Source organism: Paracnuella aquatica (assembly GCF_003332885.2).
Classification (GTDB): Bacteria; Bacteroidota; Bacteroidia; order Chitinophagales; family Chitinophagaceae; genus Flavisolibacter; species Flavisolibacter aquaticus.
The window spans coordinates 818922-844836 of the sequence record NZ_QOWJ01000001.1; the positions used below are offsets into that span (position 1 = coordinate 818922).

The window sequence follows — 25915 nt, forward strand, 5'->3', positions numbered from 1 at the left end:
TACCATGTGGGTAAATAAACCCTGGCTTCTGCTATTGATCCTTGTTGGTTGCATTGCAATTGTCGCCATCACATCAGGCCGGCCGGAACAAAAGCTGCAGCTAACGGTCGCCAATATCAAGCAACAATATGCTACCGCCATCCACCAATTCGATTCTGCGCTGGTGCACTATCCCTCTTATTATTTGGACAGCAGTTATGCGGTGCGCAGAGCAAAGTTTGACGACCTGATTTACCGTTTCAAAAAGGTCGAGTGGCTGGTGGCTTATCTTGATCCCGACTCGGTGTACCACACTTTTCTAAAACCCGCGCAGTTCGAACAGCGTGATTGGGGCCCGCCCTTACCCGACAACTGGATCTGGCTGGGGCCTTTTGGTGTTGATCCCGATAGTGTGCTGCGCAAAAGAAGCGGAGAGGATTCGCTGATGGAAAAAAACATGATCAAACGCTCCGCAGACGGCATGCGCAGCATTTTGCAACGTGCGGGTTATGAGCGAAAAGTTGCGGCCATGACCGATGCGGAAATCTTTGATGCACTCCGTTTGCAAATGATCCGCATCAGCACCATGGGCATCGGCAATGGCGACTTTGTGGTGGATGAAGCCTGGCGGCCGGCATTTACCGGCGCTTTTTATGCCTGGGCCGACTTGGTGGGCCAATTTGCTGCAACCTTACCTAAGGAGCAGGAAGCATCGCAACAATCGATTCAGCAGAACCTGGCTAATGGCAATTTACTTTTAAGCAACATTCAAGAGGATAACAGCTTTAACCGGATGGCGTTTTTACAAAAGCACCTCCTGCCACTATCCGGTTGTTTGCAGCAAATGCAGGGGATTTTGAATATCCCGGTTGTAAACAAATCGCGGGCTGTTTATCCCACTGCCAAACATATTTACGACGCTAACATTTTCAATGCGGATTATTTTGCGCCGGCTGAAGCGGCTTACTTTTCAAAAGAAAAAGCCGAACTGGGCAAATTGCTTTTTTTCGATCCTATTTTATCCGACAACAACGAACGGGCCTGCGCATCCTGCCATAAGCCGGAACTGGCATTTACCGATGGCATGGCTAAAAGCGTTCGGTTTGATCGCGGCGACCTGCCGCGCAACGCACCAACGGTTATCAATTCCTGTTTTCAAAAACTGCAGTTTTGGGATCTGCGGGCTACATCGTTGGAAGACCAACTCGATTCGGTAGTGAACAGCGCCGATGAAATGCACAGCAATTTTAACCTGGTAGCAAAGCGGCTTAATAGTAGCAAAGAATATCGTTCGCTTTTCCAGGCGGCATTTCCCGAAACAGCGCAAACCGGCATTCAGCGGCAACACATTAAAATGGCGATTGCGGTGTATGAACGCCAACTAACGGGATTGAATAGCCGATTTGACCAGTATATGCGTGGTGACGGTGCACAAATGAACGAGGATGAGATAGCAGGATTTAATTTATTTATGGGCAAAGCCAAGTGTGGCTCCTGTCATTATGCTCCGCTATTCAATGGCGCCATCCCGCCGTATTTCGATTACACCGACCATCGTTCCATTGGCGTGCCGCTAAAAGACACCATGGATATTTTCCAGGTGGATCCGGACACCGGTTTTTCAAAACTCAATCAAAACCCATTCTTTCATTTTTCCTTTAAAATTCCTACAGTTCGCAATGCCGCAGTGACAGCGCCGTACATGCACAACGGTGTGTATCGAACACTGGAACAAGTGCTGAACTTTTACGATCATGCCGGCGGTAACGAGTTTTCAACAGCCATGCGACCTGGGATGAAAGGCCTGCCCTTTTTCATGATTTTACCAATAAAACTGAACCTCACCGAATTGGAGAAAAAACAGGTGGTTCTTTTTTTACACACACTGACGGATACTACTGCAGCGCAAAATATTCCAACGCGGCTGCCCAAACTGGAAGGAAAGTATGCAGCACTAAACAAGCGCAAACTGGGTGGCATTTACTAGAACATCGGCCACAAAGAGCACCGGCGAGGTTTTTGCAATTAGCTGTGTAAACAAATTTTTATGGACCACAATAATCGCGAAGATCAAACGCCACAAGCCGACCGTAATAACCCAATCATTCAATCGGAAAGCAGGCAGGAACAAACCGACCCGCAGATGACAGAATTGAAAGGTTTTGTTGACAGCGACAAAGATTTGGAGCCCACCCTTACCGACGGCACTAAGGCGCCTGAAAAAGCACAGCAGGAGCGAAAAGAAAATGATGAAATACGGTAAAAAAAATCCCGACGCTCACCCAGCGCCGGGATTACCGAATCTACAATAGAAAAACACTATACTGCTGCTAATTCAGCTTCTTCTTGAAGGACGACCACTTCGGTGGGTGCCGGCACTTTCGGTCTGCCTTCAAAGGCGTTTATATATAGGTGCTTCAGCTCTGAAATAAGCGGGTAGCGTGGGTTTGAGCCGGTGCACTGATCGTCGAATGCCTGCTCCGACATGGTGTCGAGGGTTGCATAAAATTGTTCGCGGTTGAGGCCGTATTCCCTGATGCTGGCGGGTATGCCCACTTTGCGTTTCAGTTCTTCAACGGCTTCAATCAACAGTTCTATTTTTTCATCTTCTGTGGTACCACCCAGGTTCAGGTAATCGGCAATGCGTGCATAGCGCCATTTTGCATTGGGATATTTGTATTGTGGAAACGCGGCTTGTTTGCGCGGATTGTCCACTGCATTGAACCGGATCACTTCTGATATCAGCATACCATTGGCCACGCCATGCGCCACGTGGTGTGTTGCACCCAATTTGTGCGCCAGCGAGTGGCAAATACCTAGGAACGCATTTGCGAACGCCATACCCGCAATAGATGCGGCATGCGCCATTTTTTCCCGCGCCTTAATGTTGGTGCCACCCTCGGTGTAGCAAAGCGGCAGGTATTTAAATGTGAGCCTGATGGCTTCCAGCGCCAGCCCATTGGTAAACTCTGAGGCCAGCACCGACACATACGCTTCCAATGCGTGGGTGAGTGTATCGATGCCCGATGCGGCAGTAAGGCTGCGCGGCATTTTCATCATTAACTCCGCATCCACAATGGCAATATCCGGTGTCAATTCATAATCGGCCAGTGGGTATTTAATACCGGTTTTTTCGTCGGTGATAACTGCAAAAGGTGTAACCTCCGAGCCAGTACCAGCCGAAGTTGGAATGGCTACAAACAAAGCCTTTTCTCCCATTTTCGGGAATGAGTACACCCGTTTGCGGATGTCCATAAACCGCATGGCCAGGTCTTCAAAGCGCTCCTGCGGATGTTCGTACAGCACCCACATAATTTTGGCTGCATCCATCGGTGAGCCGCCACCCAGCGCAATGACGGTGTCGGGTTGATAAGCCGTCATTTCCTCTGCGCCTTTGCGTGCACAGGCCAGCGTTGGATCGGGTTCAACGTCGAAGAACACACGAAAATCAATGCCGAGTTCTTCAATCACTTTTACAACCGGGTCGATGAAGCCTAAATCATACAACACTTTGTCGGTTACGATAAATACTTTTTTGCGGCCCAAGTCTTTCAGTTCCCGGAGGGCTACCGGCAGGCAACCGTATTTGAAATAGGTTTTTTCAGGAACCCGGAACCACAACATATTTTCTCTTCTGTTGGCCACGCTTTTAATATTGAGCATGTGTTTTACCCCAACGTTTTCCGAAACCGAATTACCGCCCCAAGAGCCGCAGCCAAGGGTCAACGATGGGGATAATTTAAAATTGAAAATGTCTCCGATAGCGCCTTGCGATGAAGGCATGTTGATGATGGTGCGGCCTGTTTTCATGGCTGCGCCAAAACGTGCAACGCGGTCGCTGGAAACAACCGGGTCGGTGTACAGCACGGATGTGTGTCCAAAGCCGCCCAACTCCACCAGGCGCATGGCTTTGTTCAGGGCTTCATCAAAATCAGCGGCGCGATACATGGCCAAAATGGTAGAAAGCTTTTCATGTGAAAACGGCTCTTCCAGCTCCACGGATTCCACTTCGCCAATTAACACTTTAGTTTCTTCCGGCACGGAGAAACCTGCTAGCGCAGCGATCTTTGCCGCCGACTGTCCTACAATGGCCGCATTAAGCACACCATTGTTCAAGATGATAGCGCGGACTTTGTCCGTTTCGGCCGCATTTAAAATGTAGGCACCGCGATCCAAAAACTCTTGCCGTACGGTTACGTAAACGGAGTCCACAACAATCACCGATTGTTCCGAAGCACAGATCATTCCATTGTCAAAAGTTTTGGAAAGCAGCACAGAGTTCACCGCCATTTTCAGGTGCGCCGTTTCATCTATAATGGCTGGCGTGTTGCCGGCACCAACACCAATAGCTGGCTTGCCCGATGAGTAAGCGGCTTTCACCATGCCCGGTCCGCCCGTTGCCAAAATAAGATCGGCTTTAGCCATCACAACTTGCGACAATTCAACAGAAGGCTCGTCAATCCAGTCGATGATGCCTTCCGGAGCACCGGCTCCCACTGCTGCATCCAGCACAATTTTAGCAGCCGCAATGGTGGCACCTTTTGCCCTTGGGTGTGGCGAAAAGATAATACCGTTGCGGGTTTTGAGCGCAATCAGTGCTTTAAAAATAGCGGTGGATGTGGGGTTGGTAGTAGGCACCACCGCAGCAACTACGCCAATCGGTTCGGCAATTTTGGTAATACCAAATGCTTCATCAGTTTCAATAATGCCGCAGGTCTTTTCAGATTTATATTGGTTGTAAATGTATTCCGATGCAAAGTGGTTTTTGATCACCTTATCTTCTACCAGGCCCATGCCCGTTTCTTCAACCGCCAGTTTGGCCAGGTAAATCCGGTTGTTGTTGGCCGCAATAGCGGCTGCACGAAAAATTTCATCCACCTGTTCTTGCGTATAGGTGGAAAATTTTTTCTGGGCCTCTTTGATCCGGTCGATCTTTTTTAGAAGCCTGTCAACGTTTGATTCTTTCATGATGTTTGTTTTAGCCGGGCTGCGACAAGGCTACCTATGCCCCGCCCGAAAATGGAAATCGGAAATTGTTTGTTTAAAGTATTGCTGGCAAGCAAGTGAAAGAAAAGTGGTGCAAAACGAACACGGCGATCATGATGCAGGCTACAGGTTATTGACTTGTTTTGTACCCTTTTGTTATTGCAATGTAGCCGTGCAAAATGCAGTTTTAACTGAGTAAGGTAAAAGCATTAAATGATTGTAATCAGGGTAGTGAATAATTGCATTTTAGCAAGCCATCACAATGTCCAAACATTGATGCAGCCTGCATTTCAGCGTTATTAGTTATAACTAATGCAATGCGAATAACTTTCGTTGTTTATAATGATAGATTGCAAGCATTCGATGTTGCGGCATCGTGTTTTTGTAGCAAATAAATGGGTTGATACCAGAATAATTCCGTTTATCATTTTATTCTTCTAACTCGATCTTTTTTGTTACAAATTAGAATCTGGAAAAGAGAATGTAGGCAACTGGTGAGTGTAGAATAACAATGCTCATCGCCCAGGCATTTGCATTTTTATTTCGCAACAGCAACCAACAACCATGGCATATCCTAACAAGGTTATTTACAATCCTGCCATCAAACAAAAGATCAGGTTTGTACAAACAGGTAGCGAAACCGGTGGCGCGTTGCTCCACATGATCGCAACATACAGTGCGGCCTCCACCAGGCCGGCACCGCACTACCACCCGCAGCAGGACGAAGAGTTTTGTGTTATTTCCGGCGAACTGACCATTGAAATAGCTGGTGTACGGCAACCAGTTAAACAGGGAGCAACTGTGTATATTCCGCGCAACACAGTGCATGCCATGTGGAACGAATCCGATGGTGAAACCATTATACAATGGAAAGTGATGCCGGCCTTGAATACGGAACACCTGCTGGAAACGCTGACCGGGCTTGCAGTTGATGGCAAAACCAACCGTTCAGGTGTGCCGCCGTTATTGCAAGTGGCACTCATCGCAAAAAAATTTGCACCGGTGTTTCGTTTGGCAAAGCCGTCGTTTGCATTGCAAAAAGCTGTTTTTGCAATCCTGGCGCCCCTTTCCTATTTCTTGGGTTACCGGCCTATTTATAAGAAATACGTTGATTAAAACGTAGTGGTCGGGCAGCTCAATTTCTTCGGTTCATTTATTCAAGTTTGCTGTAAAATTCATTTCGACAAAAGCACGTGGTTTCTTTTTGCATTGAATAAAAATGAACGGAACACTTTTACAAGCAAAAAATCCCGGGCCATAAAGACCCGGGAAACATACCACAAATAACAACCCACTTATTGCCAGCCGCCCCCCAGCGACCGGTACAACTCGATCACAGACAAAAACATATCTCTACGGGTATTGACCAATTCCAGTTCTGCATCAATCACGCTGCGTTGCGCCGTGATTACTTCAAGATAAGAAGCACGCCCCGACAGGTACAGGTCGTTGGCCGTAACAACAGCGTTTTCTAACACCGTTGTTTCTTCTTCTTTAAACGCAAATTTTTGATCCAGGTTTTTAATGGCGTTCAGCGTAGTTACCACTTCGGTAAAAGCGGTGTACGTTGTTTTATAATATTGTTGTAACGACTCTTTCCTTGCAGCATCAGCCCGGTTGTAATCAGCTTTGATGCCTGCTCGGTTAATGATTGGCGCAGCCAAACCACCCACTGCCCCGGCAGCAAGTGATGCAGGATCGAACAAGCGTGCGGCGTTGAACGAATTAAATCCAACATACGGCGTCAGCGTAAGCGCGGGCAAAAACGCCTTACGTGCAGCAGAAACATCGGCTTCCAATGCCCGCAACTCTAGTTCGGCTTGGCTGATATCGGGCCGGCGCAGGAGCAGATCCGAAGGCACGCCTGCAGCCACCATTTGCGGCATCTGCTGCTGCATCAGGTCGTTGCTGCGTTGCACCGTTTGCGGCAAACGGCCACACAGCAGGTTCAAATTATTTTCTACTTCGCTTATGCGTTGCCGTAATACAGCATCCAGCGAACGGGTATTGAGCAATTGCGCCCTAAATTGCTGCACCGCCAGTTCGGTTGCCCTGCCACCTTCTTTTTGCGCTTCTACAATTTCCACGGCACGTTCCTGCAGTTGCATGTTTTTGCGGAGAATCTCCCGCTGGTTGTCCAGCGCCAACAGCTCGTAGTAATGATTGGCCACTTCGGCTACCAACACAGTGCGCACAAACTGCACGCCGCGTTGCGATTGCAACACCCGAAGCGATGCCGCTTCTTTCAGGTTGCGCAAACGGCCCCAGATATCAAGTTCCCAGCTGCTGCGCAGTCCAAGAAAAAAATCAGGCGTAAACGGGTTCGGAATTTTGCGCTTGTCGTCAATATTGGGCGAAAGATTCGTATCGAAATTACCGACACCGTTTAGCGTGTAGCGGCCCCAACGATCGCCGCCGCCAGCGGCGCCTGCCGATACTTGCGGACGCAACGCACCACCGGCTTGCAGCAAGCCTGCACGGGCCATTTCCACCCGCTGCAGTGCCGAAAGCAGATCCCAGTTATTGCGCAGCGCTGTATCAATCAATTGCTGCAGGTTAGCATCGGCAAACAGTTGTTTGTACGATAACTGCGCCATGCTGGCCGAATCCTGCCCGCCTGTAAAGGTTTGTGGCAAAGCCACCGGTTCGGTTGGCTGCAGCTCTTTCATTGGAGCGCAGCCGGTAATGGTGGCTGCTGCCAAACCAACTAGCGCAGCCGACCATATTTTATATTGCATCAACTTCAATTTTTTATACGTTTTCATTAATTAAAACGGGTTCTTCAGTTTCCACCGGTTTTGTTTTTCGCTTCGCTTTTTTCTGGCCAATGCTTTCAAACAACACATACAAACCGGGGATTACAATCAAACCGAAAATGGTACCGGTAAGCATGCCGCCGGCTGCTGCCGTACCAATAGAACGGTTACCCATTGCACCCGCACCAGAAGCGATGACTAGCGGAATAAGACCCGCAATAAAGGCAAAGGAGGTCATCAAAATGGGACGCAAACGCGACACGGAACCTTCAATGGCTGCCTTTAAAATGGAGGCGCCTTCCTTGCGCCGCTGGATGGCAAACTCCACGATGAGGATGGCGTTTTTACCCAACAAACCAATCAACATGACCAGTGCCACTTGCGCATAAATGTTGTTTTCCAAGCCCATCATTTTCAAAAACAGGAACGCACCGAAAATGCCGGTAGGCAGGGAAAGCAACACCGCCAGCGGCAGCTTGAAGCTTTCATATTGTGCAGCCAAAAGCAGGTACACAAACACCAAGCAAATGGCAAAAATGTAAATGGCCTGGTTGCCCGAAATGATCTGTTCGCGGGTCATGCCCGACCACTCGTAGTCGAAGCCACGGGGCAGCACTTCGGCAGCTACACGTTCCACTGCTTCAATGGCCTGGCCCGAACTATAGCCTGGTGCGGCGTCGCCGGTGATCATCGCCGAAGTGTACATGTTGTAACGCGTCAGCTGTTCCGGACCATACACCCGCTCCAACTTGATGAAGGTGGAAAACGGAACCATTTCGCCCTGATTGTTTTTTACAAACAACTTCAACAGGTCTTCAGGTTTGCCACGGTATTCCGGCGAAGCCTGCAGCATCACTTTATACATCTGTCCAAAGCGGATAAAGTTGGAAGCGTAATAGCTACCCAAGAGGGTTTGCAACGTAGACATTGCATTGTCCACCGTCACGCCTTTTTTCGCCGCCATTTCCTGGTCCACATGAATCATGTATTGCGGGAAGTTTGGATCGAACGAAGAGAAGGCACCGTCCACCTCCGGTGTTTGGTTGATGGCTTCAATAAACTTGTTATTGATCTCTGCGGTCTTTTGCAGGTCGCCGCTGCCGGTCTTGTCCAGCACCCGCACTTCGAAACCGCTGGCGTTACCAAAACCCGGGACCGTTGGCGGCGGGAAAAACTGGATGCTCGCATCCGATATATGCCTTGTCTTAGCCTCCAGCTCACGGATCACTTCCATCACACCTTGTTCGCGATCGTCCCAGGGTTTCAGGTTGATCATGCCCATGCCATAAGAGGCACCAGGCACATCGTTCACCAGGCTATAGCCCGCCAGTGTAGACACCGATTCAACCGAAGTCATATCGTTAGTAGCGGCCTGAATAGCGTCCATCACCTTTTCGGTACGCTCCACGGTAGCACCGGCCGGTGTGGTTACGTTTACGTAAATCATCCCCTGGTCTTCGGTTGGGATAAAGCCCGATGGTAATATTTTGGAAATACCCCAGGTTGCCACAAAAAAGAATGCGAGTAAGCCCAGCGTAACCGCCCTGCGGCCGGCAATGCTTTTGACCAGGTGGGCATATTTGTTTTCGGTTTTGCTATAGCCCGAGTTGAAGCCATCGAAAAATCGTTGCAGTCCCCGCTTCTTCACCGGCGCATGATGGTTCTTCAGCATGAGGGCACAAAGGGCGGGTGTAAGCGTTACGGCGTTGATACCCGAGATGACGATGGATATAGCCATGGTCAAGGAGAACTGGCGGTAGAAAATACCAACTGGACCATCCATAAATGCCACGGGCACAAATACCGCCGACATCACCAGCGTGATGGCAACAATGGCGCCGCTGATCTCTTTCATCGCCGCCATGGTGGCTTCCATTGGCGGCATTCCAAACTCCGTCATTTTTACGTGCACTGCTTCCACTACCACAATGGCGTTATCCACCACAATACCAATAGCCAGTACCAATGCAAACAGGGTAAGCAGGTTGATGGAAAACCCGAGCATTTGCATGAAAAACAGCGTACCTACCAGCGCCACCGGTACCGCCAACGCCGGAATCAAGGTGGAGCGGAAATCCTGCAGGAACAGGAACACCACGAGGAACACAAGGATAAATGCTTCGATCAGCGTTTTCAATACTTCGCTGATAGAGGCATCCAAAAACCGCGATACGTCGTAGTTTACGTTGTACGTCATGCCCGGAGGAAAAGATGATTCCTTCAGTTCGGCCATGCGGCTTTTTACATTGGCAATCACTTCCCGCGCATTGGAACCGGGGCGTTGCTTCATCATGATCGACGCGGAAGGGCGGCCGTCAGTTTTGGAAACCATCGCATAACTCAACGATCCAAATTCCACGTCGGCAATATCTTTTAACTGCAACACGGATCCATCATCATTTGCCCGCACTACGATGTTGCCGTACTGATCGGGCTCGAAAAATTTACCCGTATACCGCAATACGTATTGCAGCATCTGCGGGTCTTTGTCAGAGCTTTCGCCGGTTTTACCCGGTGCTGCTTCAATGTTTTGTGCACGGATAGCATTTACGATTTCATCAGCCGAAACGTTGTAGGCCATCATGCGGTCGGGCTTTAGCCATACCCGCATGGAGTAGTCTTTTGCACCCATGATCTCGGCAAAACCAACTCCTTCAATACGCTTCAACTCCTGCAGGATATTGATGTCGGTAAAATTGTATACAAACTTTTCGTCGGCGGCAGGGTCGTCGCTCATGATGTTGAGGTACATGAGCATTGAGTTGACTTCCTTTTCGGTAGTTACACCCGCCTTGATTACCTCTTCGGGCAATTCGTCGAGGATGGTGGAAACGCGGTTCTGCACGTTCACAGCAGCCTGGTCGGGGTCGATGCCGGCTTTGAAAAATACCTGTATCAGCGTGGTACCGTTGTTACTAGTTACCGACTGCATATAGGTCATGCCCGGCACACCGTTGATGGCCCGCTCCAGCGGCGTGGCCACTGCTTTGGCACACACCTCCGCGTTGGCGCCGGTGTATTTGGCCGTTACCGTTACCGATGGCGGCACGATATCGGGAAACTGCGTGATGGGCAGCGAAAAAAGCGCCAGCACCCCCAGCAACGTAATGAAGAGGGAAATGACCAGCGATAAGATTGGCCGTTTAATAAATATATCGAACATGGTAAAAGTTTAGCTGTTAGCCAATAGCATAAAGCTTTTGACTTTTGTGGCAACACACAGCAGCCACCTAAATTGTATATCTGTGAATTGGGCGTCAGGCGCCACCAAACTCCAAAAACAGATGCAGCATTTCTTTGTGCTCCTTCCCGTCTTGGTGCCTTAGTGGTTCAAAATTCTTAGAACGCCTGTGCAATTTTATCCTGTGCCACGGGCTGCGGAATGATCTCCATGCCGTCGCGGAGGCTTTGCACACCTTCATACACAATGCGTTCGCCGGGCTGCAAACCAGACTGCACGATGTAGTAATGCGATAGACGCGTTTTAGGCGTGAAGCTTTTCATCTTCACCTTGTTCTGCTTGTCCACCACGTACACGTAGTTTTTGTCCTGGATCTCAAACACCGCTTTTTGCGGCAGCATCAGTGCACCTTCAACAGCGGTCTCCAGTGCTATCTTGCCGGTAGCGCCGTGCTTCAGCAGGTTTTGCGGGTTGGGAAATTTGGCGCGGAATGCAATCGAACCGGTGCTGCCGTCAAATTCGGAAGCAATCGTTTCAATTTCACCATCGTGTGGATAGGTTTTGCCATTGGCAAGCGTCAGCTCCACGGTGTTGCTGTGGCTTTTGTTGGCTTCTTTTGCCTGCAAGTAGTTGAGGTATTCGTCCTCAGAAATATGGAAATAAGTATAAACGGAATTGATGTCCGAAACCGTTGTGAGCAGTGAACCTTCTTCCAGCAGGCTACCGGTTTTTAAGGGAATGCGGTTGATGATGCCGCTGAACGGCGCCCGCACCGCAGTGTACGACAAGCGGTTTTGCGCATCGGAAAGCACCGAGCGGGCTTCCGCAATTTTTGCCTGCTGCGCGGCCAGTTTGGCTTTTGCCAGGTCTAGGTCAGAAGGCGTTACCACTTTTTTATCAACCAAAATCTTTACCCGCTCCAGCTCTACTTCCGCGGTCTTTGCTTCTGCCAAAGCATTGCTCAGGCTGGCCTGTGCCCGGGTTACTGCTGTGCGGTATTCGGTGCTGTTGAGCACAAAAAGCGTTTGGCCCGCTTTTACATACTGGCCTTCGTCTACCAGAATTTTATCCAGAAAACCGGTTATGCGGTTGCGGATCTCTACATTCTTCTGTGCCTGGATTTCTGCCACGTACTCCTGGTGCAGCAGGGTGTCTTTTACTACAATCTCCGTTACGGGCAGGCGGGGCAATTCGGCGGTTTGGTCGGTCTGGCTGTTTACCGAACAGGAAGCAGCACCTAACAAACCAATGGCAGCGACGGCTAAAAATATATTATTCGACTTCATGATTTCATTTGATTGTTCAACAAGGGAAATAAGCGCACCTGGGCATACAAGTGCCTGCAGGCCATCAGCATGTGCACTGCTGCGAGCCGGGCATTTTGCTAAGTACAAATGCGTGTGTATGCGCACTGGAATGGCTTCAAATGTGGCATAACTTGCAAGCACAAACGCAATGAATGTTGCCGGTGCAATGCAGAAAAGAAAGAGGAGAAATCAGGACATCAAAACGGGCAAAGCCTGAAGAGAAAGACGTAATACCGCGGCTTTGCGTGCCAGATCTCGTCTGGTGCTGGTTCGTGGTCGGGGTCGGTTGCCGACTCGTGGTTGTTGAGGGTGAAGCCCCGGCTCAGGCCTTTGCGCAAATACTGGCTGGCGCAGGCATTGCGCACCACAAAACGGGATTTCTTTTTCCGCTCAAATGTGGCGTGCACCCACTTTACTTCGTGTTCTTCCAGCTCTTCGATGAGCGAATGCGGACCAATAGCTTTAGGGAAATGAACCCGCTCAATAGGCGCAAACAAACGGGCTTTAGATGATGCTTTTTTGCTTTTAGCAACACCGGCAGAGGCCTGTACAAACAGCAAGAGCACCAGTGGTGCCAGCAGGAAAAGTTTTTTGTATATGCTTTTCATTTTTGTACAGCAGAGATTGCCAGTTAAAAGATCGGGGTTCGCCGCAAAATTAAACAAACTATCTAATCAAACACCTGAAGCATTAAAAGGTTCTTAACATTGAAGCGCTATACACGCTGTTTTCTGTTGGCTGTGCTTGTTTATCAATAAGGGACATCGATATATCTTAACGAATAATTATTGATCGCAATAGGAAAATACTTTGGGAAACATCGACATGGACAACACAACAGTATGCATAACCGCAATTAAAAACAGAAAAACATATCAAAGGTTGTACTGAAAAATTTGAAAGCCTTATTACAATTGAAATGATTTTACCGACGGCTATTTCACTAAAAACTAAACGCCTGCAGATGCAGGCGTTTAGTTTTTAGTGCTTCTATTTGATTATTTAAGACCACCATTGATTGCCTGGGCAGAATCGAGGTGCATGCGCAGATGTGGCAGGTGTTGTGTTGCAAAACCTTTCAGGTCAGCATTGGTTAAACCGGTAGAGGCGTTTTGAAACAGGTTCACAGCTTCCTGGTGATTGTTCACCTGCAGTTCCATATAAGCCTTGTCGAAATCTTTGCCTTTTTTGCCTTGCAGGCCATCGAGCATGGTTTTATGTTTGGGCATTAGGTCGGCCGGAAGCGTCACGTTTTTACCCATTACAATTGATTTCAATTGGTCGGATGTTGCGCCATGGTCGCGGATGAGCGTGGTAGCAAACGATTTTACCCGTTCGCTGGATGCATTTTGCATGGCCATATTCGATGATTGAATTTCAAGCATGTCGCTGCTGGCAGCCGTCATAGCAAAATCCTGGTCGGCGGCACTCATTGCTGTTGCCGCGGCGGATGACGTATCGGACATCGTTGTTTCGCCGGTGGTCATGTTATCGCCCTCTTTCTTATCGTTGTTGCCACAGGCCCACAAAAACGTGGTTCCTGCAATCAGGGCGGCTGCAAAAGTCTTTTTATTCATAATTGAGGTTTTGTAGTAGGTGATATTAAAATTTTATGCCAGTAAAATCGGTCGCGCTTATAAGCCCTCCTTTATTTTGCGGGCACAGTTTTCATAGGCCTATCTCCTATCTTGCAAACTAAATTTCACCACATGCGTTACCGTTCTTTTCAGGGCAATAATATATCAGAGGTAGGCCTCGGCACCTGGCAGCTGGGCAGTTCCGACTGGGGCAATGTATCAGATGAAACTGCCTTTGCCATTCTCAACACTTTTGTGGAGCTTGGCGGCAATTTTATAGATACAGCCGATGTGTACGGCATGGGCATCAGCGAAAAAGTGATCGGCCGTTTTTTAAAAACCCGGCAGGAGCAATTGTTTGTTGCCAGCAAACTGGGCCGCCGCGGCGACGCCGGTAATGGCTGGCCGCAAAATTTTTCGCTGGAGGGCATGCGCCGCGCTGTAACCGATTCGCTGGAGCACCTGCAATTGCCGCAATTATTTTTGGAGCAACTGCATTGTATCCCTACCGAAGAAATGCGGTCGGGAAAAGTGTTCGATAACCTGCGCCAGCTGCAGTCCGAAGGCCTGATCAAGTATTGGGGCGCAAGCGTGGAAACTTCGGAAGAAGCACTCATTTGCCTGGAGCAGGAAGGGCTGGCTTCGCTGCAGATTATTTTCAACCTGTTTCGCCAGCACATAGCCGAAGAAATTTTTGAGCAGGCTGCCGCAAAAGGCGTTGCGCTGATTGTGCGGGTGCCACTGGCCAGCGGGCTGTTGTCGGGGAAATTTAACGCCAACACACAATTTGCAGCCAACGACCATCGCCATTTCAATGCGGACGGTGCCGCATTTAACGCCGGTGAAACTTTTTCAGGAGTGCCGTTTGAGCATGGCGTACAACAGGCGCAGACGATTGCAGGCATGCTGCCCGACGACCGCACCGCATCCTGGGCCATTCGCTGGATTCTCGATCACCCGCAGGTAACCACCGTCATTCCCGGCGCCTCGAAGCCCGAACAGGTGCACAGCAATATGCTCGCCTCCGACCTTCCGCCCATCGAGCCCGGCGTGCATGAGCAATTAAGGACGTTGTACGATGCGGAGATCAAACCGGTGATTCGGGGACATTATTGAGGACTGGAATTTGAAAACTAGGATTTTTTGGATTAGATCGGATTTATCAGGAAAATGGAAAATTGTTCATGCAGACACTGGAATTTTTCATTTGTGAAAATCACCCATCCCACTTTCCAGCTAAATCTACCGCAATCCCAAGAAGCCCAGTTCTATAAAAAACGCCGCAACAAGTGCGGCGTTTTACTTTTTTCTCATGTGAACTCCACGGCTAAGCCTTCTTCTGTTCTTTACTCCAACTGTCCTTAAGGGTAACAGTGCGGTTAAAAACCAGGCGGCCGTAAGTATCTTTTGTGTCGAGGGTGAAATATCCTTTGCGTAAAAACTGGTATCGTTCGTTCATCTTGGCCGTCTTAAGTGCGGGCTCGGCAAATACGGTTTGCACTACTTGCAGCGAGTCCGTATTGATATAGTCTTTAAAATCGCCTTCTTCGTTGCTTGGGTCTTCCACTTTAAACAGGCGGTCGTACAAGCGCACTTCAGCCGTTACGTTGTTGTGTGCCGAAACCCAATGCAGCGTGCCCTTTACATTGATGCCCGATGTGTCTTCGCCACTTTTACTTTCGGGTATGTAGGTGCATCGCAGTTCGGTAATATTGCCTGCGTCATCTTTAACCACTTCGTCGCAGCGAATGATGTAGGCAAATTTAAGCCGGACCATACCGCCAGGATAGAGACGGAAAAACTTCTTCGGAGGTTGCTCCATAAAATCGTCCCGCTCAATAAATAATTCTCGGCCGAACGGAATTTCCCGAACGGTGCTTTCCGGATCTTCGGGGTTGTCTTCTCCTTTCAGCATTTCCACTTCGCCCAGTTTTTCCTCGTAGTTCCTGATCACCACTTTCAGCGGGTCAAACACTACCATGCGGCGGAGCGCTACCTTGTTCAGGTGTTCGCGAACACAAAACTCCAGCAATCCCACGTCCACCAGGTTTTCGCGTTTGGCAATGCCCACGCGGTCGCAAAAATCACGGAAAGCCTCCGGCGTGTATCCGCGGCGGCGCATCCCCGAAATTGTCGGCATGCGGGGATCATCCCAACCATCCACATGTTTTTCGGCCACCAGTTGCAGCAGCTTGCGTTTGCTCATCACCGTATAAGTCAGGTTGCGGCGGGCAAACTCGTATTGATGGGAAGGGAAAATTTCAAGTTTTTCGATAAACCAATCATACAATTCTCGGTGGGGCACAAACTCCAGCGTACAAATGGAATGCGTTACCTCTTCAATGGAGTCGCTTTGACCGTGGGCAAAATCGTACATCGGGTAAATGCACCACTGGTCGCCGGTGCGGTGGTGGTGTGCATGCTTGATGCGGTACATGATGGGGTCGCGCATCAGCATGTTGGGATGGGCCATGTCTATTTTGGCCCGCAACACTTTTTCGCCATCCTTGAATTGGCCAGCACGCATGGCCTCAAACAGCCTGCGGTTTTCTTCAATGCTGCGGCTGCGGAACGGGCTGTCCTTGCCGGGCTCGGTATGCGAACCCTTGAGGGCTGCAATTTCTTCCGAGGTCAGGTCGTCTACATAGGCCAGACCCTTATCAATTAGCTTCAGTGCGAAACCGTATAGTTGTTCAAAATAATCGGAGGCGTACAGCTCGTTTTTCCACTCAAAACCCAACCATTTTACGTCTTCCTTAATGCTCTCCACGTACTCCGTTTCTTCAGTAACGGGGTTGGTATCGTCGAAACGCAGGTTGGTGTAGCCGCCAAATTTTTGGGTAAGGCCAAAGTTGAGGCAAATGGAAGTGGCGTGGCCAATATGCAGGTAACCATTGGGTTCGGGCGGAAAGCGGGTAACGATGGAACTGTATTTACCGCTCTTCAGGTCGGCTTCAATTATTTCTTCGATGAAATTGAGGCTTTTTTCTTCGGTCATTCCTATTGTTTATGGAAAGCGCAAAGATAAGCAGCGGCGGGCAGTTGGCGGTAAAGGGGTAAACAATACTTGCCCGATTTGGCAATCGTAGAACGGTCAAAAAGTTTTGAATCTTAGGTAAGCCTACCGCTCAAGACTGCAATGGCTCAAATGGTGCGTAAGTTGTGCAAAACAGCTGGACGATTTAAAATTGTGGTTAATTGCGCTGGAAAACAGCCATTTACACTTCAAGTTCTGCAATATTTAGCAGCTATTTATCAAAAAATGGTACAAATAGTGCTTTAGATAAAGCGGATTATAATTTATAAAGTTATGTTTTACAATATTGCTGCCGCTCAAGATAAATTCGAGGTGTTGGTGCTTTTGGTATTGTTATTCAACATCTTCGTATTTGTAACTATCACGTTCATGCCGCATATTTACCGCAACGCGGCCAACTGGGCTACCCGCCTGGTGGACCGGATGCTGAAAGGAATTATTACCAGCCAACCGGGCGGGTAATTTTTTCAATGCTCCGCAAATAATTTATTGAAACCGGTGCATTCCTCCGCCAAATAAACCGCCTGCAAATGCGCCCTTTTTCTTTTCGCAGCCACCGTATTAACTTTGCGGCGACATGAAGCAACGAGACAGGCGATACTTTTTGAGGTTTTTGGCAATCATATTTTCCGCTTTTTCTTTCTTTAAATCTGCAGCACAAAACAAAATCCTGATCGGTCAAATTCGCGAAGCCAACAGCGGCGAGGCCATTCCGTTTGCGTCGGTGCGGTTTGCGGGTTCCGGCATTGGCAAATTGGCCGATTCGGCAGGTTATTTCCGTTTTGCTTTTGAGGCCTGGCCCACCGATACGCTGGAAATCACTTCGGTAGGATTCCAGGACTATAAATTCTTTGTACAACCCAGCACCATTTTTTCCGACACATTGCGCCTGCAGGTAAGCATGCAGGAAGGCCGCTTCAATACCGGCGTGGTGGTCAAAGCAAAAGGCAACCGCGGCTTGTGGATGTGGCGCCGCATTGTGGCCAACAAAAAGAAAAACGACCGCTACCGGTTCGACAATTTTTCCTACGAACTTTACAACAAGCTGGAGCTGGATCTGAAAAATGTAAGTAAGGAAAAACTGTCCGAAAGCCGTGTGCTGCGCAAGTTCCAGTTTATTTTCGACCAGATCGACACCACTGAAGATGCGCCGTTTTTGCCTGCGTATTTAACCGAAGCGGTGTCGGATTATTATTACAGTAAAACGCCCCTCCGCCGCCGCGAAGTTTTTAAAGCTACAAAAACGGTCGGTTTTAAAAACGAAAGCATTACCAAGCTGCTCGGCGGCATGGACCAGATCGTCAATTTTTACAACAACTATATCCCGGTTTTCGACAAGCAGTATGTAAGTCCTATTTCGGACAACGGCGATGCATACTACAACTACAAAATTGCAGACACGCAGTTTGTAGCGGGGCGCCGGCTGATCCATTTTTATTTTACACCCAAACGGAAAGGCGAAAACACTTTTGAAGGCGACTGCTGGGTGCACGACACCAGTTTTGCCATACAGAAAATGAACCTCCGGCTTTCGGGTGATGCGAACATCAACTTCCTGAACAAACTCAACCTGATCCAGGAGTACCAGCTGATCAACGACAGCACCTGGTTCTTGGCAAAAGATAAGTTCGTGGTTGATGTGTCGCCGCTGGGTAAATCCAATCTTTCTTTTATTGGCCGCAAAACCACCACTTACCGAAATGTTCTGGTGAACGATAGCACTGTGGTGCGGGAACTGGCTAAAAACAGAATTCTGGAGGAAGTGATTGTGCCCGACTCGGCAAGCCAGCAGGCCGATTCGTTTTGGACCGAAAACCGCCACGAGCAACTAACGGGCAGCGAGCAGGGCATTTATACCATGATCGATTCGCTGATGAATATGCCGTCGTACAAAACCTACCGCAACTGGATTTATTTCCTGACGGTGGGTTACAAAGACATCGGCAATTACGAGATTGGGCCGTGGTACAATTGGATTAGTTACAACCGGTGGGAAGGTTACCGCACCCGGTTCGATCTTGGCACGAACACGGCCTTCAGCAAGCAGTTTTATTTCCACGGCTACTTGGCTTATGGTTTCACCGACCAACGGTTTAAGTTCCAAGTGGACGGCCGTTACCTCATCAACCGCGATCCGCGCCGCCAGCTGTACCTGTCGTGGCGCAAAGACATTGATTTTGGCCAAAGTTATTATGGCGATATTTCGCAGGACAACATTTTTGCACTCGCCATCCGTAAGCAGGGTGTGCCCATCAAATTTATTCAAATCGAAGACCGCCGCGCCGAGTACATGCACGGCTGGCGTAATGGTTTGGCGCTTACTTTTTCCGGTGCACACCGAAATTTTAACCCGCTCCTAAACCTGCCCGGCAAGGCCGACCTGGGTACCGGCCATGGAAAAGAACTGGCCACGTTTGAAGCCGGCCTGAGGGTTCGTTATGCCTACCTCGAAAAATTCCTCGAGTCCACGTTTAACCGGATCAGCCTGGGCTCGGTGTACCCCATTGTTGATATGCGTTTTACCCGCGGAATTTCGGGTGTAGATGGCAGTGGGTACGATTACAGCAAGCTGTATGGCTCTGTTTCGGATTACGCCAAGATTGCGCCGCTGGGAAATATTTATTACAATGTTTTTGCAGGCAGAACCTACGGCACGCTGCCTTACATGTTGCTGGATGTGGCGCCGGGTAACGAAATTTATTATTACAACCGCTACGCATTTAACCTCATTAACCGCTACGAATACATCCACGACCGGTATGCCGGTGTATTTTTCGAACACAACATTGGCAACGGGCTGTTCCGCTTTTTGCCCATTACCCGCAAGCTAAAGCTGCGGCAGCTGTGGACCGCAAAAGCGCTGTGGGGCTCGCTTTCCGCCGATAATAAAAGCCTGAATTTTGTAAACGGCCACCCGTTCCGTTCGCTGGATGGAAAAACTTACCTGGAGGTGGGCACCGGCGTGGACAATATTCTAAAAGTGTTGCGCCTTGACCTGGTTTGGAAATTATCGCCTTGGGAATCGAACACTTCGGCACACCCAAAATTCGGTGCCTTTGTTTCGTTTAAAGTAGGCTTGTAAAAAATACAAACACTATAAAATAATAATGCCCCTGATCAAATTTGGTCAGGGGCATTATTATTTTAAAACAACTGATTTACGAAGGTGTGTCTTTATTCACTTTTTTGTGGATCTCAACACTTTGAAAAAACTCACCGGTTTTTTCGTCGGCGTAGATGCCGTATGCATCCACCAAAGTTCCCTTGCGGCCATCGGTTGTTTCAATAGCATATAAAATCGACATGTCGTCGGGATTGGACGGGCCTTCAAACCGGAAAAAATTTACCGCCACCACTTCATCGGGCTTGTATTTTTTTCCTTTGTTTTCCATCGATACCATGCGGTTATTTTCAACGCGGTATTGATCGGTGTATCCTTCCGATTCCAGTCGCTTGATGCACTTTTCCATATCGGTCATGTACGTAGTACGGTCGTTTGCAGAAGATGGTTCCATGTAAAAAAGTTTTAGGTGAATAAGACCAGGGTAAAATTGTTGCGTCGACAAAAGACCTTTTTACCCGTTGTTTTATTTTATAAGAATAATATGCCAATCCCAAAGCGGTGGAAAACTGATGCAGAAAGGTTGATAACCCAGCTATCCGTTTACCAGCTTATAATGAATGATGAAAGATTTACCCACAGTGCTATCTAAATTTTAGACACGTTTTGAAATTAAAAGAGCAGGTTTGCCCTGCTCTTCTGTTTATGTTCGGTTGTAACGGTCCCTGATGTATTCCTCCACTTCATCCGCATCGGTGCCCACTTCCTGCACGGCCCGCAAAATATCTTCTACGGGAAAAGGCAGGTTCCTTGTCAGGTAGTGGAGTGTTTCAGCATCGGCGCCCCGGGTGTTGTACCGGTCGGAGTTGGATAAAAAATTCTGGTAGCTATGCATAAGGTCAATATTTAGGGTATCAAATTCAAAAAATCGTACCGCTCAGCTTTTTGGTTGACCAACGGTTCAAATGCTGCATCCACAACTTTTACTTTGCAGAAAAAACGCATCAGTTTGTTCCGCATTTTTATTTGGTTTTATGAAAACGTGGCAACACCTTTTCGCCAAAGTCTTTAATGAACAGGTCTTGTTCGCGGTTTACATTGTGCAACACAATTCGCTCAAAACCAAGACTGATGTCTTGCTCGATCCACTCAATGTGTTGATCAATATTTGACGAAATGCGCACCATATCTTTTAATTCTTCGGGTTGCACCATTTCGCCCAGTGCATCAAATTGTTCCACCTTGCTCAGGTCGCCCAGCACGGTGCCGTGGAAGATATTGGTGCGCCACTGGTCGTAAGCTCCTGCCAATGCCGCTTCCTGTGTTGCTGCATAAGAAATTTGCGATTTGAGATACATCGGTTTGCCCTCGCCGCCCCCTTTTCTAAATGCATCAACTACCGCTTTCAATTCATTGTAGGGCCGGTGCACAGTGATCAGGCCATCAGCCCAACTACCCACCCACCCCGCGGTTTCGGCGGTTACGGCTGCGCCAATCAATAAAGGCATTTGCTTGGGCAGTGTATATAAACGGGCCTCTTCAACGGTTACCCGCCCGTGGTGCGTCACGGTTTCGCCGTGCAGCAGCCGGCGGATGATGGAAGCACATTCGAACAACCGTTCGTTGCGTTCGCTTTTGATCGGCCATTTTTCGCCGGTGATGGCCTCGTTCAGCGCTTCACCGCTGCCCAGCGAAACCCAGAAGCGGCCGGGAAATAATTCGCACAATGTGGCAATTGCTTGCGCTACCACAGCCGGGTGATACCGGTAGCCCGGCGTACACACTAGCCCGTAAGGCACCGTGGTGGCCTGCATGGCCGCACCCAGCCAGGCAAATGAAAACCCACTTTGGCCCTGCCGCTCACTCCATGGGTAGAAATGATCTGAAGAGTTGACCGCGGCAAAGCCTGCTGCTTCAGCCGCCTGTGCCCATCGCAGCAACTCGGAAGGTGTAAATTGTTCGTGTGATGCCTGGTAACCAAGTATTGCCATAAGATTTTTGTTTTGTGTGAAAATGGAGCGCTGCTACGGGTCAGGCCACTTAACAGTAACCTCAAAAATTAGCACTAACTACCAGTGGCCAGACCAGCAGCCAGAACTAATTGCGGAAATTTTGGGTAATCATCAGCCCATAAATGCCGCCGTCCAGTATGCCGATGCCTACCCTGCCAAATTGGGGCCGGAGTATATTGGCCCGGTGTCCCGGCGACTGCATCAGCCCTTCGTGGCATTGTTTCAGGCTACGCCCAAGCGCAAGGTTTTCGCCGGCAGTAAGAAACCGAACTTTACCAGCCTTGATCCGGTCGAACGGATTTTTCCCATCAGGATTAATATGGGCGAAATAGCCCCGGGCAAACATATCGCGGCTATGCGCCCTGGCCACCACGGCTATTTCCGGGTCGGCTTTTAGCGGCTGCAAGCCAAGCGCAGTGCGTTCGCCATTCACCAATTCCAGCATTTGCGCCTCCAAGTCGGGGCGTTCGTCCACATTCGTGATTGTGTAGGGCAGCTTGATAAAATCTTTGCTGTCGCCAGTGCCCACTTTTCTGGACAAACCCGTCGTTCCAGCCGGAATTAGCGGCTCCAGCAAGTCGCCGGTGCGGGCAACGAGTTTACCTGCATTTTGCGCCATACGGCTGTTGCGGGCACTATCCGACAGTGGGTTATCAAATGGCAAGGTTAGTAAAATGGCCGCCAGCAACATCGCGGTAATAATGCCCTGCACCAGCCCGGGAAATACGCCGAGGTACCGGTTCACCGGGTGCCGGTGATCGGGCAGCATGGCCAACAGGTAATGAAAGCCGGCATCTAACAGTATACGGAACAAAAAGAAAATAATGAGAAAAGAAATCAGCGGTCCCCATGAGCCCACTCTTGGCACCGCAGCTACCAGCCAGCCGGTGACCGGCGGATACAATAAAAACGCGGCACCAAGGCTGCCGGCCCACACCAGCAGCCGCGCCACGCCGGCCACAAAACCCGTTTGCCAGCCTTGCCACATTGCCACCACCAATATGAATAAAAGGAGCAGGTCAATCCAATTCATCGTCCGTTAATTTACGGCATTCATGCATATTGCTTGCCGCACCGGCGCAATGAGGCATAAAAAAAGCCCCGGAAAGATCCGGGGCCAATCGCTTCAAAAGCAATATGATTAATAACGGTTGCCAAATCCGCCACCGCCATTGTTGCGCGAAAAATTGTTACTGCGCGGCTTTGCCGGACGGTCTTCTTTGGGTTTTGCTTCCATTACACGAATGGTGCGGCCCTCTACAGTAGCCTGGTCCAGCTCGTTGATGGCTTGCTGTGCAGCCGCATCATCGGGCATTTCCACAAAGCCAAAACCACGGCTTTTGTTGGTAAATTTGTCGGTAATCACTTTGGCAGAAGATACTTCACCATACTCGGTGAAAAATTCTCGCAGGTCTTCATCCTGTACATTGAAGCTCAGGTTCGAAACGTAAATGTTCATGCTGTTTTGAAAAAATAATTAGAAATGAGGCGCGGCAAAACAGTTAAGGGAACTAACCAACAGCAAGGAATGCAGCAAAGAATAGTACACTAACGAAATGCAAGGCTCAAAATAACGGCGCAAAGGTAAGGACTCGTGTGGCGAAAAAAGTAATTGAAAGGAGGATTTTAAGCGGAATCAGGGCTTATCCTTATCCTGTTTTTACACAGCTTTAACGAACAGTCATACATTGTGCTGTAAACCGATTGTGTGGAAAAGCATCTTATAAAAAAAGCTGCAACATGAAACAAGTTTTTACTTTATTAATAGCCTTGATAAGCTTCAGTTTTTTCGCTTCGGCGCAAAAAGATTCTAGTGCCACAAAAAAAGTACTGCGCAATAAAATGACTGAAGTAAACAATGACCCGAAAACAGCGGCACGTGCCGCAAAAGCCGATGTGCTGCTGGTGCCGTCGCGGAAATGGACGTCCGGCCGTCCGCAGATTCCGGCGAAATACACACTGGGCCCCGCTCCTGCCGCAAAGCCAAAGCAATAACGCTTTCTGATTTGAATGATAGATAGGGTCACCACTTCATCGCCCCATTTTTGTTTGGTATGGTTTTTCGGCCGCAACAGTAAAACCATTAACCATGAAAGGATCAAGAAGTGGCAATAACATGCAAAACAAACAGATGGCTGGGCATAAGCCCCGGCCCGAAACAAGGGACGACCTCGATAGCCGCAAGAACGAAGAGCAGGACACGAAAGGCGATGATGTAACGCACAACAAAAAAGAAACAAAGGAAGGCAACCTGAAACAAAAGCGCCGCGGCGAGGATTAGGATTTGCAGCTAAATGCAGCAGGGAAAGCGGGCGTTGAATCAAACCCCGCTTTTCTTTTTTATTCTATTGAGCAGGTTGCATTTTGCTGGCAAAACTTTTAGTACGCGGTGGAAAAAGTTTTATCATCGAAAACGCAACGTGATTTTTCGCTGTTGCCGCAGTTTGATTAATTTGCTCAATTCACCAGAGCACAGCCGTATCGCCGCTTTTCTCCATTTCTGCTATTTGCCCCTATATTTGCCGTCAGCAATTTTCCATTATGGACCAACAATTTGAGGATTTCGAAGCCAACCTTGCCGGAGAAGAAGGAAAAACCGAAGAAACAAGGAGCCGTTGGTTTCAGCGCATCAAAAAAGGCATTTTAACGCCTTCGTCGGAGCGGAAAGAAACACCGGAAGGTTTATGGACCAAGTGCCCGGAATGTAACCACATCTGCACCGTGTCTGACCTGCGGGAAGCGCTGTTTGTTTGCCCCAAATGCAACTACCACCACCGCATCGGCTCATCAGAATATTACGATATCGTTTTCGACAATAAAGAATTTACCGAACTGTTTGAAAACATCCGCGCCAAAGACTTTCTGGGTTTCACCGATCTAAAGCCTTACGAAAAAAGATTGGAAGAAACCTGGAGCAAAACCAGCCTCAAGGATTCGATGCGGGTGGCGGCTGGAAAAATCAACGGCCTTGACTTGGTAATTGCCTGTATGGATTTTGAATTCATCGGCGGCTCGTTGGGCTCCGTGATGGGTGAAAAATTCAGCCGCGCTGTGGACTATTGCATTGAGCACAAAGTGCCCTATATGGTCATCTCCAAAAGTGGCGGTGCCCGTATGATGGAAAGCGCTTTCTCCTTGATGCAGTTGGCAAAAACCAGCGGTAAGCTGTCGCAGCTCAGCGATGCAGGCCTGCCTTATATTTCCATGCTTACCGATCCTACGTTTGGCGGCATCTCTGCATCGTTTGGTATGCTGGGTGATCTGAATATTGCCGAACCCGGCGCCCTGATTGGTTTTGCCGGTCCGCGGGTAATTAAGGAAACCATCAAGAAAGACCTGCCGCCTGGCTTCCAGCGCAGCGAATTTATTTTGGAACACGGCTTTTTGGATTTTATCGTGGATCGCAAAGAGCTGAAGAATAAATTAGGGCAGGTACTCACTTTATTCAAGGGCTAAATCTGTTGCCACCAATCATTGCGCAGCAATAATAGCAAAGACATTTTGCTGCAACAGTTACATGCACATGGGTGGTTTATAAAACAAACAAATGGACATCAGGAACCGGTCGGCTTTTTACGAGTATTACATCGACGACAAATATGTGGCAGGTGTTGTGCTGACCGGTACCGAAGTAAAATCGCTGCGTGCCGGCAAGGCTTCGTTCAATGATGCATACTGTCTTTTTTTAAAGGATGAATTGTATATCCGTTCGCTGCATATAGCCGAGTACTCGCATGGCACCGTCAACAACCACGATCCTGTTCGGGAACGCAAACTGTTGCTGACGAAAAAGGAACTGAAAAAAATCCAGGCACGCATCAAGGAAAAAGGATACACACTCATCCCCTTGCGCATTTTTATGAACGAGAAAAACCTGGTCAAAATGGAGATTGGTTTGGCCAAGGGTAAAAAGCTGCACGACAAGCGGGAAAGCATCAAACAGCGTGACACCGACCGAGAAATAAAGCGCTATATAAAATAACTGCCGTATCCATCCGTTTACCTGTTTAACCCTGAAC

General features: G+C 48.9%; 22 protein-coding genes. 10 read left to right on the forward strand and 12 right to left on the reverse strand.

Going from position 1 to position 25915, the window contains the following annotated elements; translation table 11 throughout:
• Positions 1-4: 4 nt before the first annotated feature.
• Together DRJ53_RS03560 and DRJ53_RS03565 are read left to right on the forward strand one after the other, a co-directional pair.
• Positions 5-1966 carry a cytochrome-c peroxidase gene (locus tag DRJ53_RS03560; RefSeq protein ID WP_114234177.1) on the forward strand — a complete coding sequence of 654 codons (1962 nt, stop codon included), beginning with the start codon at positions 5-7 and terminating at the stop codon, positions 1964-1966.
• Between the two features lie 60 nt (positions 1967-2026).
• Complete coding sequence (locus DRJ53_RS03565; protein ID WP_114234178.1) at positions 2027-2242, forward strand: hypothetical protein; 216 nt, start codon at positions 2027-2029, stop codon at positions 2240-2242.
• A 56-nt stretch (positions 2243-2298) separates the two neighbouring features.
• On the opposite strand, the gene adhE is transcribed toward DRJ53_RS03565, so the two are convergent.
• Positions 2299-4947 carry a bifunctional acetaldehyde-CoA/alcohol dehydrogenase gene (gene adhE / locus DRJ53_RS03570; protein WP_114234179.1) on the reverse strand — a complete coding sequence of 883 codons (2649 nt, stop codon included), beginning with the start codon at positions 4945-4947 and terminating at the stop codon, positions 2299-2301.
• Between the two features lie 582 nt (positions 4948-5529).
• Between adhE and DRJ53_RS03580 the strand changes: the two genes are divergently transcribed.
• Complete coding sequence (locus DRJ53_RS03580) at positions 5530-6081, forward strand: cupin domain-containing protein (RefSeq protein ID WP_114234181.1); 552 nt, start codon at positions 5530-5532, stop codon at positions 6079-6081.
• Between the two features lie 179 nt (positions 6082-6260).
• Here the strand turns inward: DRJ53_RS03580 and DRJ53_RS03585 are convergent, their stop codons facing one another.
• From DRJ53_RS03585 to DRJ53_RS03605, 5 genes are all read right to left on the reverse strand, one after another.
• Complete coding sequence (locus DRJ53_RS03585; protein WP_114234442.1) at positions 6261-7703, reverse strand: TolC family protein; 1443 nt, start codon at positions 7701-7703, stop codon at positions 6261-6263.
• 13 nt (positions 7704-7716) lie between these two features.
• Entirely contained in the window at positions 7717-10884 is a 3168-nt protein-coding gene (locus DRJ53_RS03590; protein ID WP_114234182.1) for an efflux RND transporter permease subunit, read from the reverse strand.
• A 176-nt stretch (positions 10885-11060) separates the two neighbouring features.
• Positions 11061-12188 (reverse strand): efflux RND transporter periplasmic adaptor subunit, encoded by a 1128-nt coding sequence (locus tag DRJ53_RS03595; protein WP_114234443.1) that lies wholly within the window; start codon positions 12186-12188, stop codon positions 11061-11063.
• Between the two features lie 218 nt (positions 12189-12406).
• Positions 12407-12817, reverse strand: a complete 411-nt coding sequence (locus tag DRJ53_RS03600; RefSeq protein ID WP_114234183.1) for a hypothetical protein — start codon at positions 12815-12817, stop codon at positions 12407-12409.
• A gap of 390 nt (positions 12818-13207) precedes the next feature.
• Complete coding sequence (locus DRJ53_RS03605; RefSeq protein ID WP_114234184.1) at positions 13208-13786, reverse strand: DUF4142 domain-containing protein; 579 nt, start codon at positions 13784-13786, stop codon at positions 13208-13210.
• 132 nt (positions 13787-13918) lie between these two features.
• Between DRJ53_RS03605 and DRJ53_RS03610 the strand changes: the two genes are divergently transcribed.
• Positions 13919-14902 (forward strand): aldo/keto reductase, encoded by a 984-nt coding sequence (locus DRJ53_RS03610; RefSeq protein WP_114234185.1) that lies wholly within the window; start codon positions 13919-13921, stop codon positions 14900-14902.
• A gap of 211 nt (positions 14903-15113) precedes the next feature.
• Here DRJ53_RS03610 and DRJ53_RS03615 read toward each other — a convergent pair whose 3' ends face one another.
• Positions 15114-16784 carry a glutamine--tRNA ligase/YqeY domain fusion protein gene (locus tag DRJ53_RS03615; RefSeq protein WP_114234186.1) on the reverse strand — a complete coding sequence of 557 codons (1671 nt, stop codon included), beginning with the start codon at positions 16782-16784 and terminating at the stop codon, positions 15114-15116.
• 312 nt (positions 16785-17096) lie between these two features.
• On the opposite strand from DRJ53_RS03615, the gene DRJ53_RS03620 reads away from it, so the two are divergent.
• Both DRJ53_RS03620 and DRJ53_RS03625 read left to right on the forward strand, forming a co-directional pair.
• On the forward strand, positions 17097-17285 hold the full coding sequence (locus DRJ53_RS03620; protein WP_114234187.1) for a hypothetical protein: 189 nt from the start codon (positions 17097-17099) through the stop codon (positions 17283-17285).
• Between the two features lie 151 nt (positions 17286-17436).
• Entirely contained in the window at positions 17437-19905 is a 2469-nt protein-coding gene (locus tag DRJ53_RS03625; RefSeq protein ID WP_241558446.1) for a DUF5686 family protein, read from the forward strand.
• Positions 19906-19981: 76 nt separating this feature from the next.
• Here the strand turns inward: DRJ53_RS03625 and DRJ53_RS03630 are convergent, their stop codons facing one another.
• The 5 genes from DRJ53_RS03630 to DRJ53_RS03650 all read right to left on the reverse strand — a co-directional run bounded on the left by DRJ53_RS03630 (position 19982) and on the right by DRJ53_RS03650 (position 23355).
• Entirely contained in the window at positions 19982-20338 is a 357-nt protein-coding gene (locus DRJ53_RS03630) for a hypothetical protein (RefSeq protein WP_204743140.1), read from the reverse strand.
• 249 nt (positions 20339-20587) lie between these two features.
• Positions 20588-20779 carry a DUF3606 domain-containing protein gene (locus DRJ53_RS03635; protein ID WP_114234189.1) on the reverse strand — a complete coding sequence of 64 codons (192 nt, stop codon included), beginning with the start codon at positions 20777-20779 and terminating at the stop codon, positions 20588-20590.
• Positions 20780-20906: 127 nt separating this feature from the next.
• On the reverse strand, positions 20907-21899 hold the full coding sequence (locus tag DRJ53_RS03640; protein WP_421911172.1) for a TIGR03885 family FMN-dependent LLM class oxidoreductase: 993 nt from the start codon (positions 21897-21899) through the stop codon (positions 20907-20909).
• Between the two features lie 82 nt (positions 21900-21981).
• Positions 21982-22929: a CvpA family protein gene (locus DRJ53_RS03645; protein ID WP_114234191.1), complete on the reverse strand. Its 948-nt coding sequence runs from the start codon at positions 22927-22929 to the stop codon at positions 21982-21984.
• A gap of 108 nt (positions 22930-23037) precedes the next feature.
• The gene (locus DRJ53_RS03650) at positions 23038-23355 is read right to left on the reverse strand and encodes an RNA recognition motif domain-containing protein (protein WP_114234192.1); all 318 of its coding nucleotides are present in this window, start codon (positions 23353-23355) and stop codon (positions 23038-23040) included.
• A gap of 281 nt (positions 23356-23636) precedes the next feature.
• On the opposite strand from DRJ53_RS03650, the gene DRJ53_RS21085 reads away from it, so the two are divergent.
• The 4 genes from DRJ53_RS21085 to smpB all read left to right on the forward strand — a co-directional run bounded on the left by DRJ53_RS21085 (position 23637) and on the right by smpB (position 25878).
• A complete protein-coding gene (locus DRJ53_RS21085) occupies positions 23637-23891 on the forward strand; it encodes a hypothetical protein (protein WP_123893341.1) in 255 nt (84 codons plus the stop codon).
• Between the two features lie 94 nt (positions 23892-23985).
• Complete coding sequence (locus tag DRJ53_RS03660) at positions 23986-24177, forward strand: hypothetical protein (RefSeq protein WP_114234194.1); 192 nt, start codon at positions 23986-23988, stop codon at positions 24175-24177.
• Between the two features lie 260 nt (positions 24178-24437).
• Positions 24438-25352: an acetyl-CoA carboxylase, carboxyltransferase subunit beta gene (accD, locus tag DRJ53_RS03665; RefSeq protein ID WP_114234195.1), complete on the forward strand. Its 915-nt coding sequence runs from the start codon at positions 24438-24440 to the stop codon at positions 25350-25352.
• A 91-nt stretch (positions 25353-25443) separates the two neighbouring features.
• Positions 25444-25878 carry an SsrA-binding protein gene (smpB, locus tag DRJ53_RS03670; protein WP_114234196.1) on the forward strand — a complete coding sequence of 145 codons (435 nt, stop codon included), beginning with the start codon at positions 25444-25446 and terminating at the stop codon, positions 25876-25878.
• Positions 25879-25915: the final 37 nt, after the last annotated feature.

Bases quoted from the DNA above. Each gene is read 5' to 3' on its own strand.
- DRJ53_RS03560 (WP_114234177.1), top strand. From the start codon at position 5: ATGTGGGTAAATAAACCCTGGCTTCTGCTATTGATCCTTGTTGGTTGC.
- DRJ53_RS03565 (WP_114234178.1), top strand. From the start codon at position 2,027: ATGGACCACAATAATCGCGAAGATCAAACGCCACAAGCCGACCGTAAT.
- adhE (WP_114234179.1), bottom strand. From the start codon at position 4,947: ATGAAAGAATCAAACGTTGACAGGCTTCTAAAAAAGATCGACCGGATC.
- DRJ53_RS03580 (WP_114234181.1), top strand. From the start codon at position 5,530: ATGGCATATCCTAACAAGGTTATTTACAATCCTGCCATCAAACAAAAG.
- DRJ53_RS03585 (WP_114234442.1), bottom strand. From the start codon at position 7,703: ATGCAATATAAAATATGGTCGGCTGCGCTAGTTGGTTTGGCAGCAGCC.
- DRJ53_RS03590 (WP_114234182.1), bottom strand. From the start codon at position 10,884: ATGTTCGATATATTTATTAAACGGCCAATCTTATCGCTGGTCATTTCC.
- DRJ53_RS03595 (WP_114234443.1), bottom strand. From the start codon at position 12,188: ATGAAGTCGAATAATATATTTTTAGCCGTCGCTGCCATTGGTTTGTTA.
- DRJ53_RS03600 (WP_114234183.1), bottom strand. From the start codon at position 12,817: ATGAAAAGCATATACAAAAAACTTTTCCTGCTGGCACCACTGGTGCTC.
- DRJ53_RS03605 (WP_114234184.1), bottom strand. From the start codon at position 13,786: ATGAATAAAAAGACTTTTGCAGCCGCCCTGATTGCAGGAACCACGTTT.
- DRJ53_RS03610 (WP_114234185.1), top strand. From the start codon at position 13,919: ATGCGTTACCGTTCTTTTCAGGGCAATAATATATCAGAGGTAGGCCTC.
- DRJ53_RS03615 (WP_114234186.1), bottom strand. From the start codon at position 16,784: ATGACCGAAGAAAAAAGCCTCAATTTCATCGAAGAAATAATTGAAGCC.
- DRJ53_RS03620 (WP_114234187.1), top strand. From the start codon at position 17,097: ATGTTTTACAATATTGCTGCCGCTCAAGATAAATTCGAGGTGTTGGTG.
- DRJ53_RS03630 (WP_204743140.1), bottom strand. From the start codon at position 20,338: ATGGAACCATCTTCTGCAAACGACCGTACTACGTACATGACCGATATG.
- DRJ53_RS03635 (WP_114234189.1), bottom strand. From the start codon at position 20,779: ATGCATAGCTACCAGAATTTTTTATCCAACTCCGACCGGTACAACACC.
- DRJ53_RS03645 (WP_114234191.1), bottom strand. From the start codon at position 22,929: ATGAATTGGATTGACCTGCTCCTTTTATTCATATTGGTGGTGGCAATG.
- DRJ53_RS03650 (WP_114234192.1), bottom strand. From the start codon at position 23,355: ATGAACATTTACGTTTCGAACCTGAGCTTCAATGTACAGGATGAAGAC.
- DRJ53_RS21085 (WP_123893341.1), top strand. From the start codon at position 23,637: ATGAAACAAGTTTTTACTTTATTAATAGCCTTGATAAGCTTCAGTTTT.
- DRJ53_RS03660 (WP_114234194.1), top strand. From the start codon at position 23,986: ATGAAAGGATCAAGAAGTGGCAATAACATGCAAAACAAACAGATGGCT.
- accD (WP_114234195.1), top strand. From the start codon at position 24,438: ATGGACCAACAATTTGAGGATTTCGAAGCCAACCTTGCCGGAGAAGAA.
- smpB (WP_114234196.1), top strand. From the start codon at position 25,444: ATGGACATCAGGAACCGGTCGGCTTTTTACGAGTATTACATCGACGAC.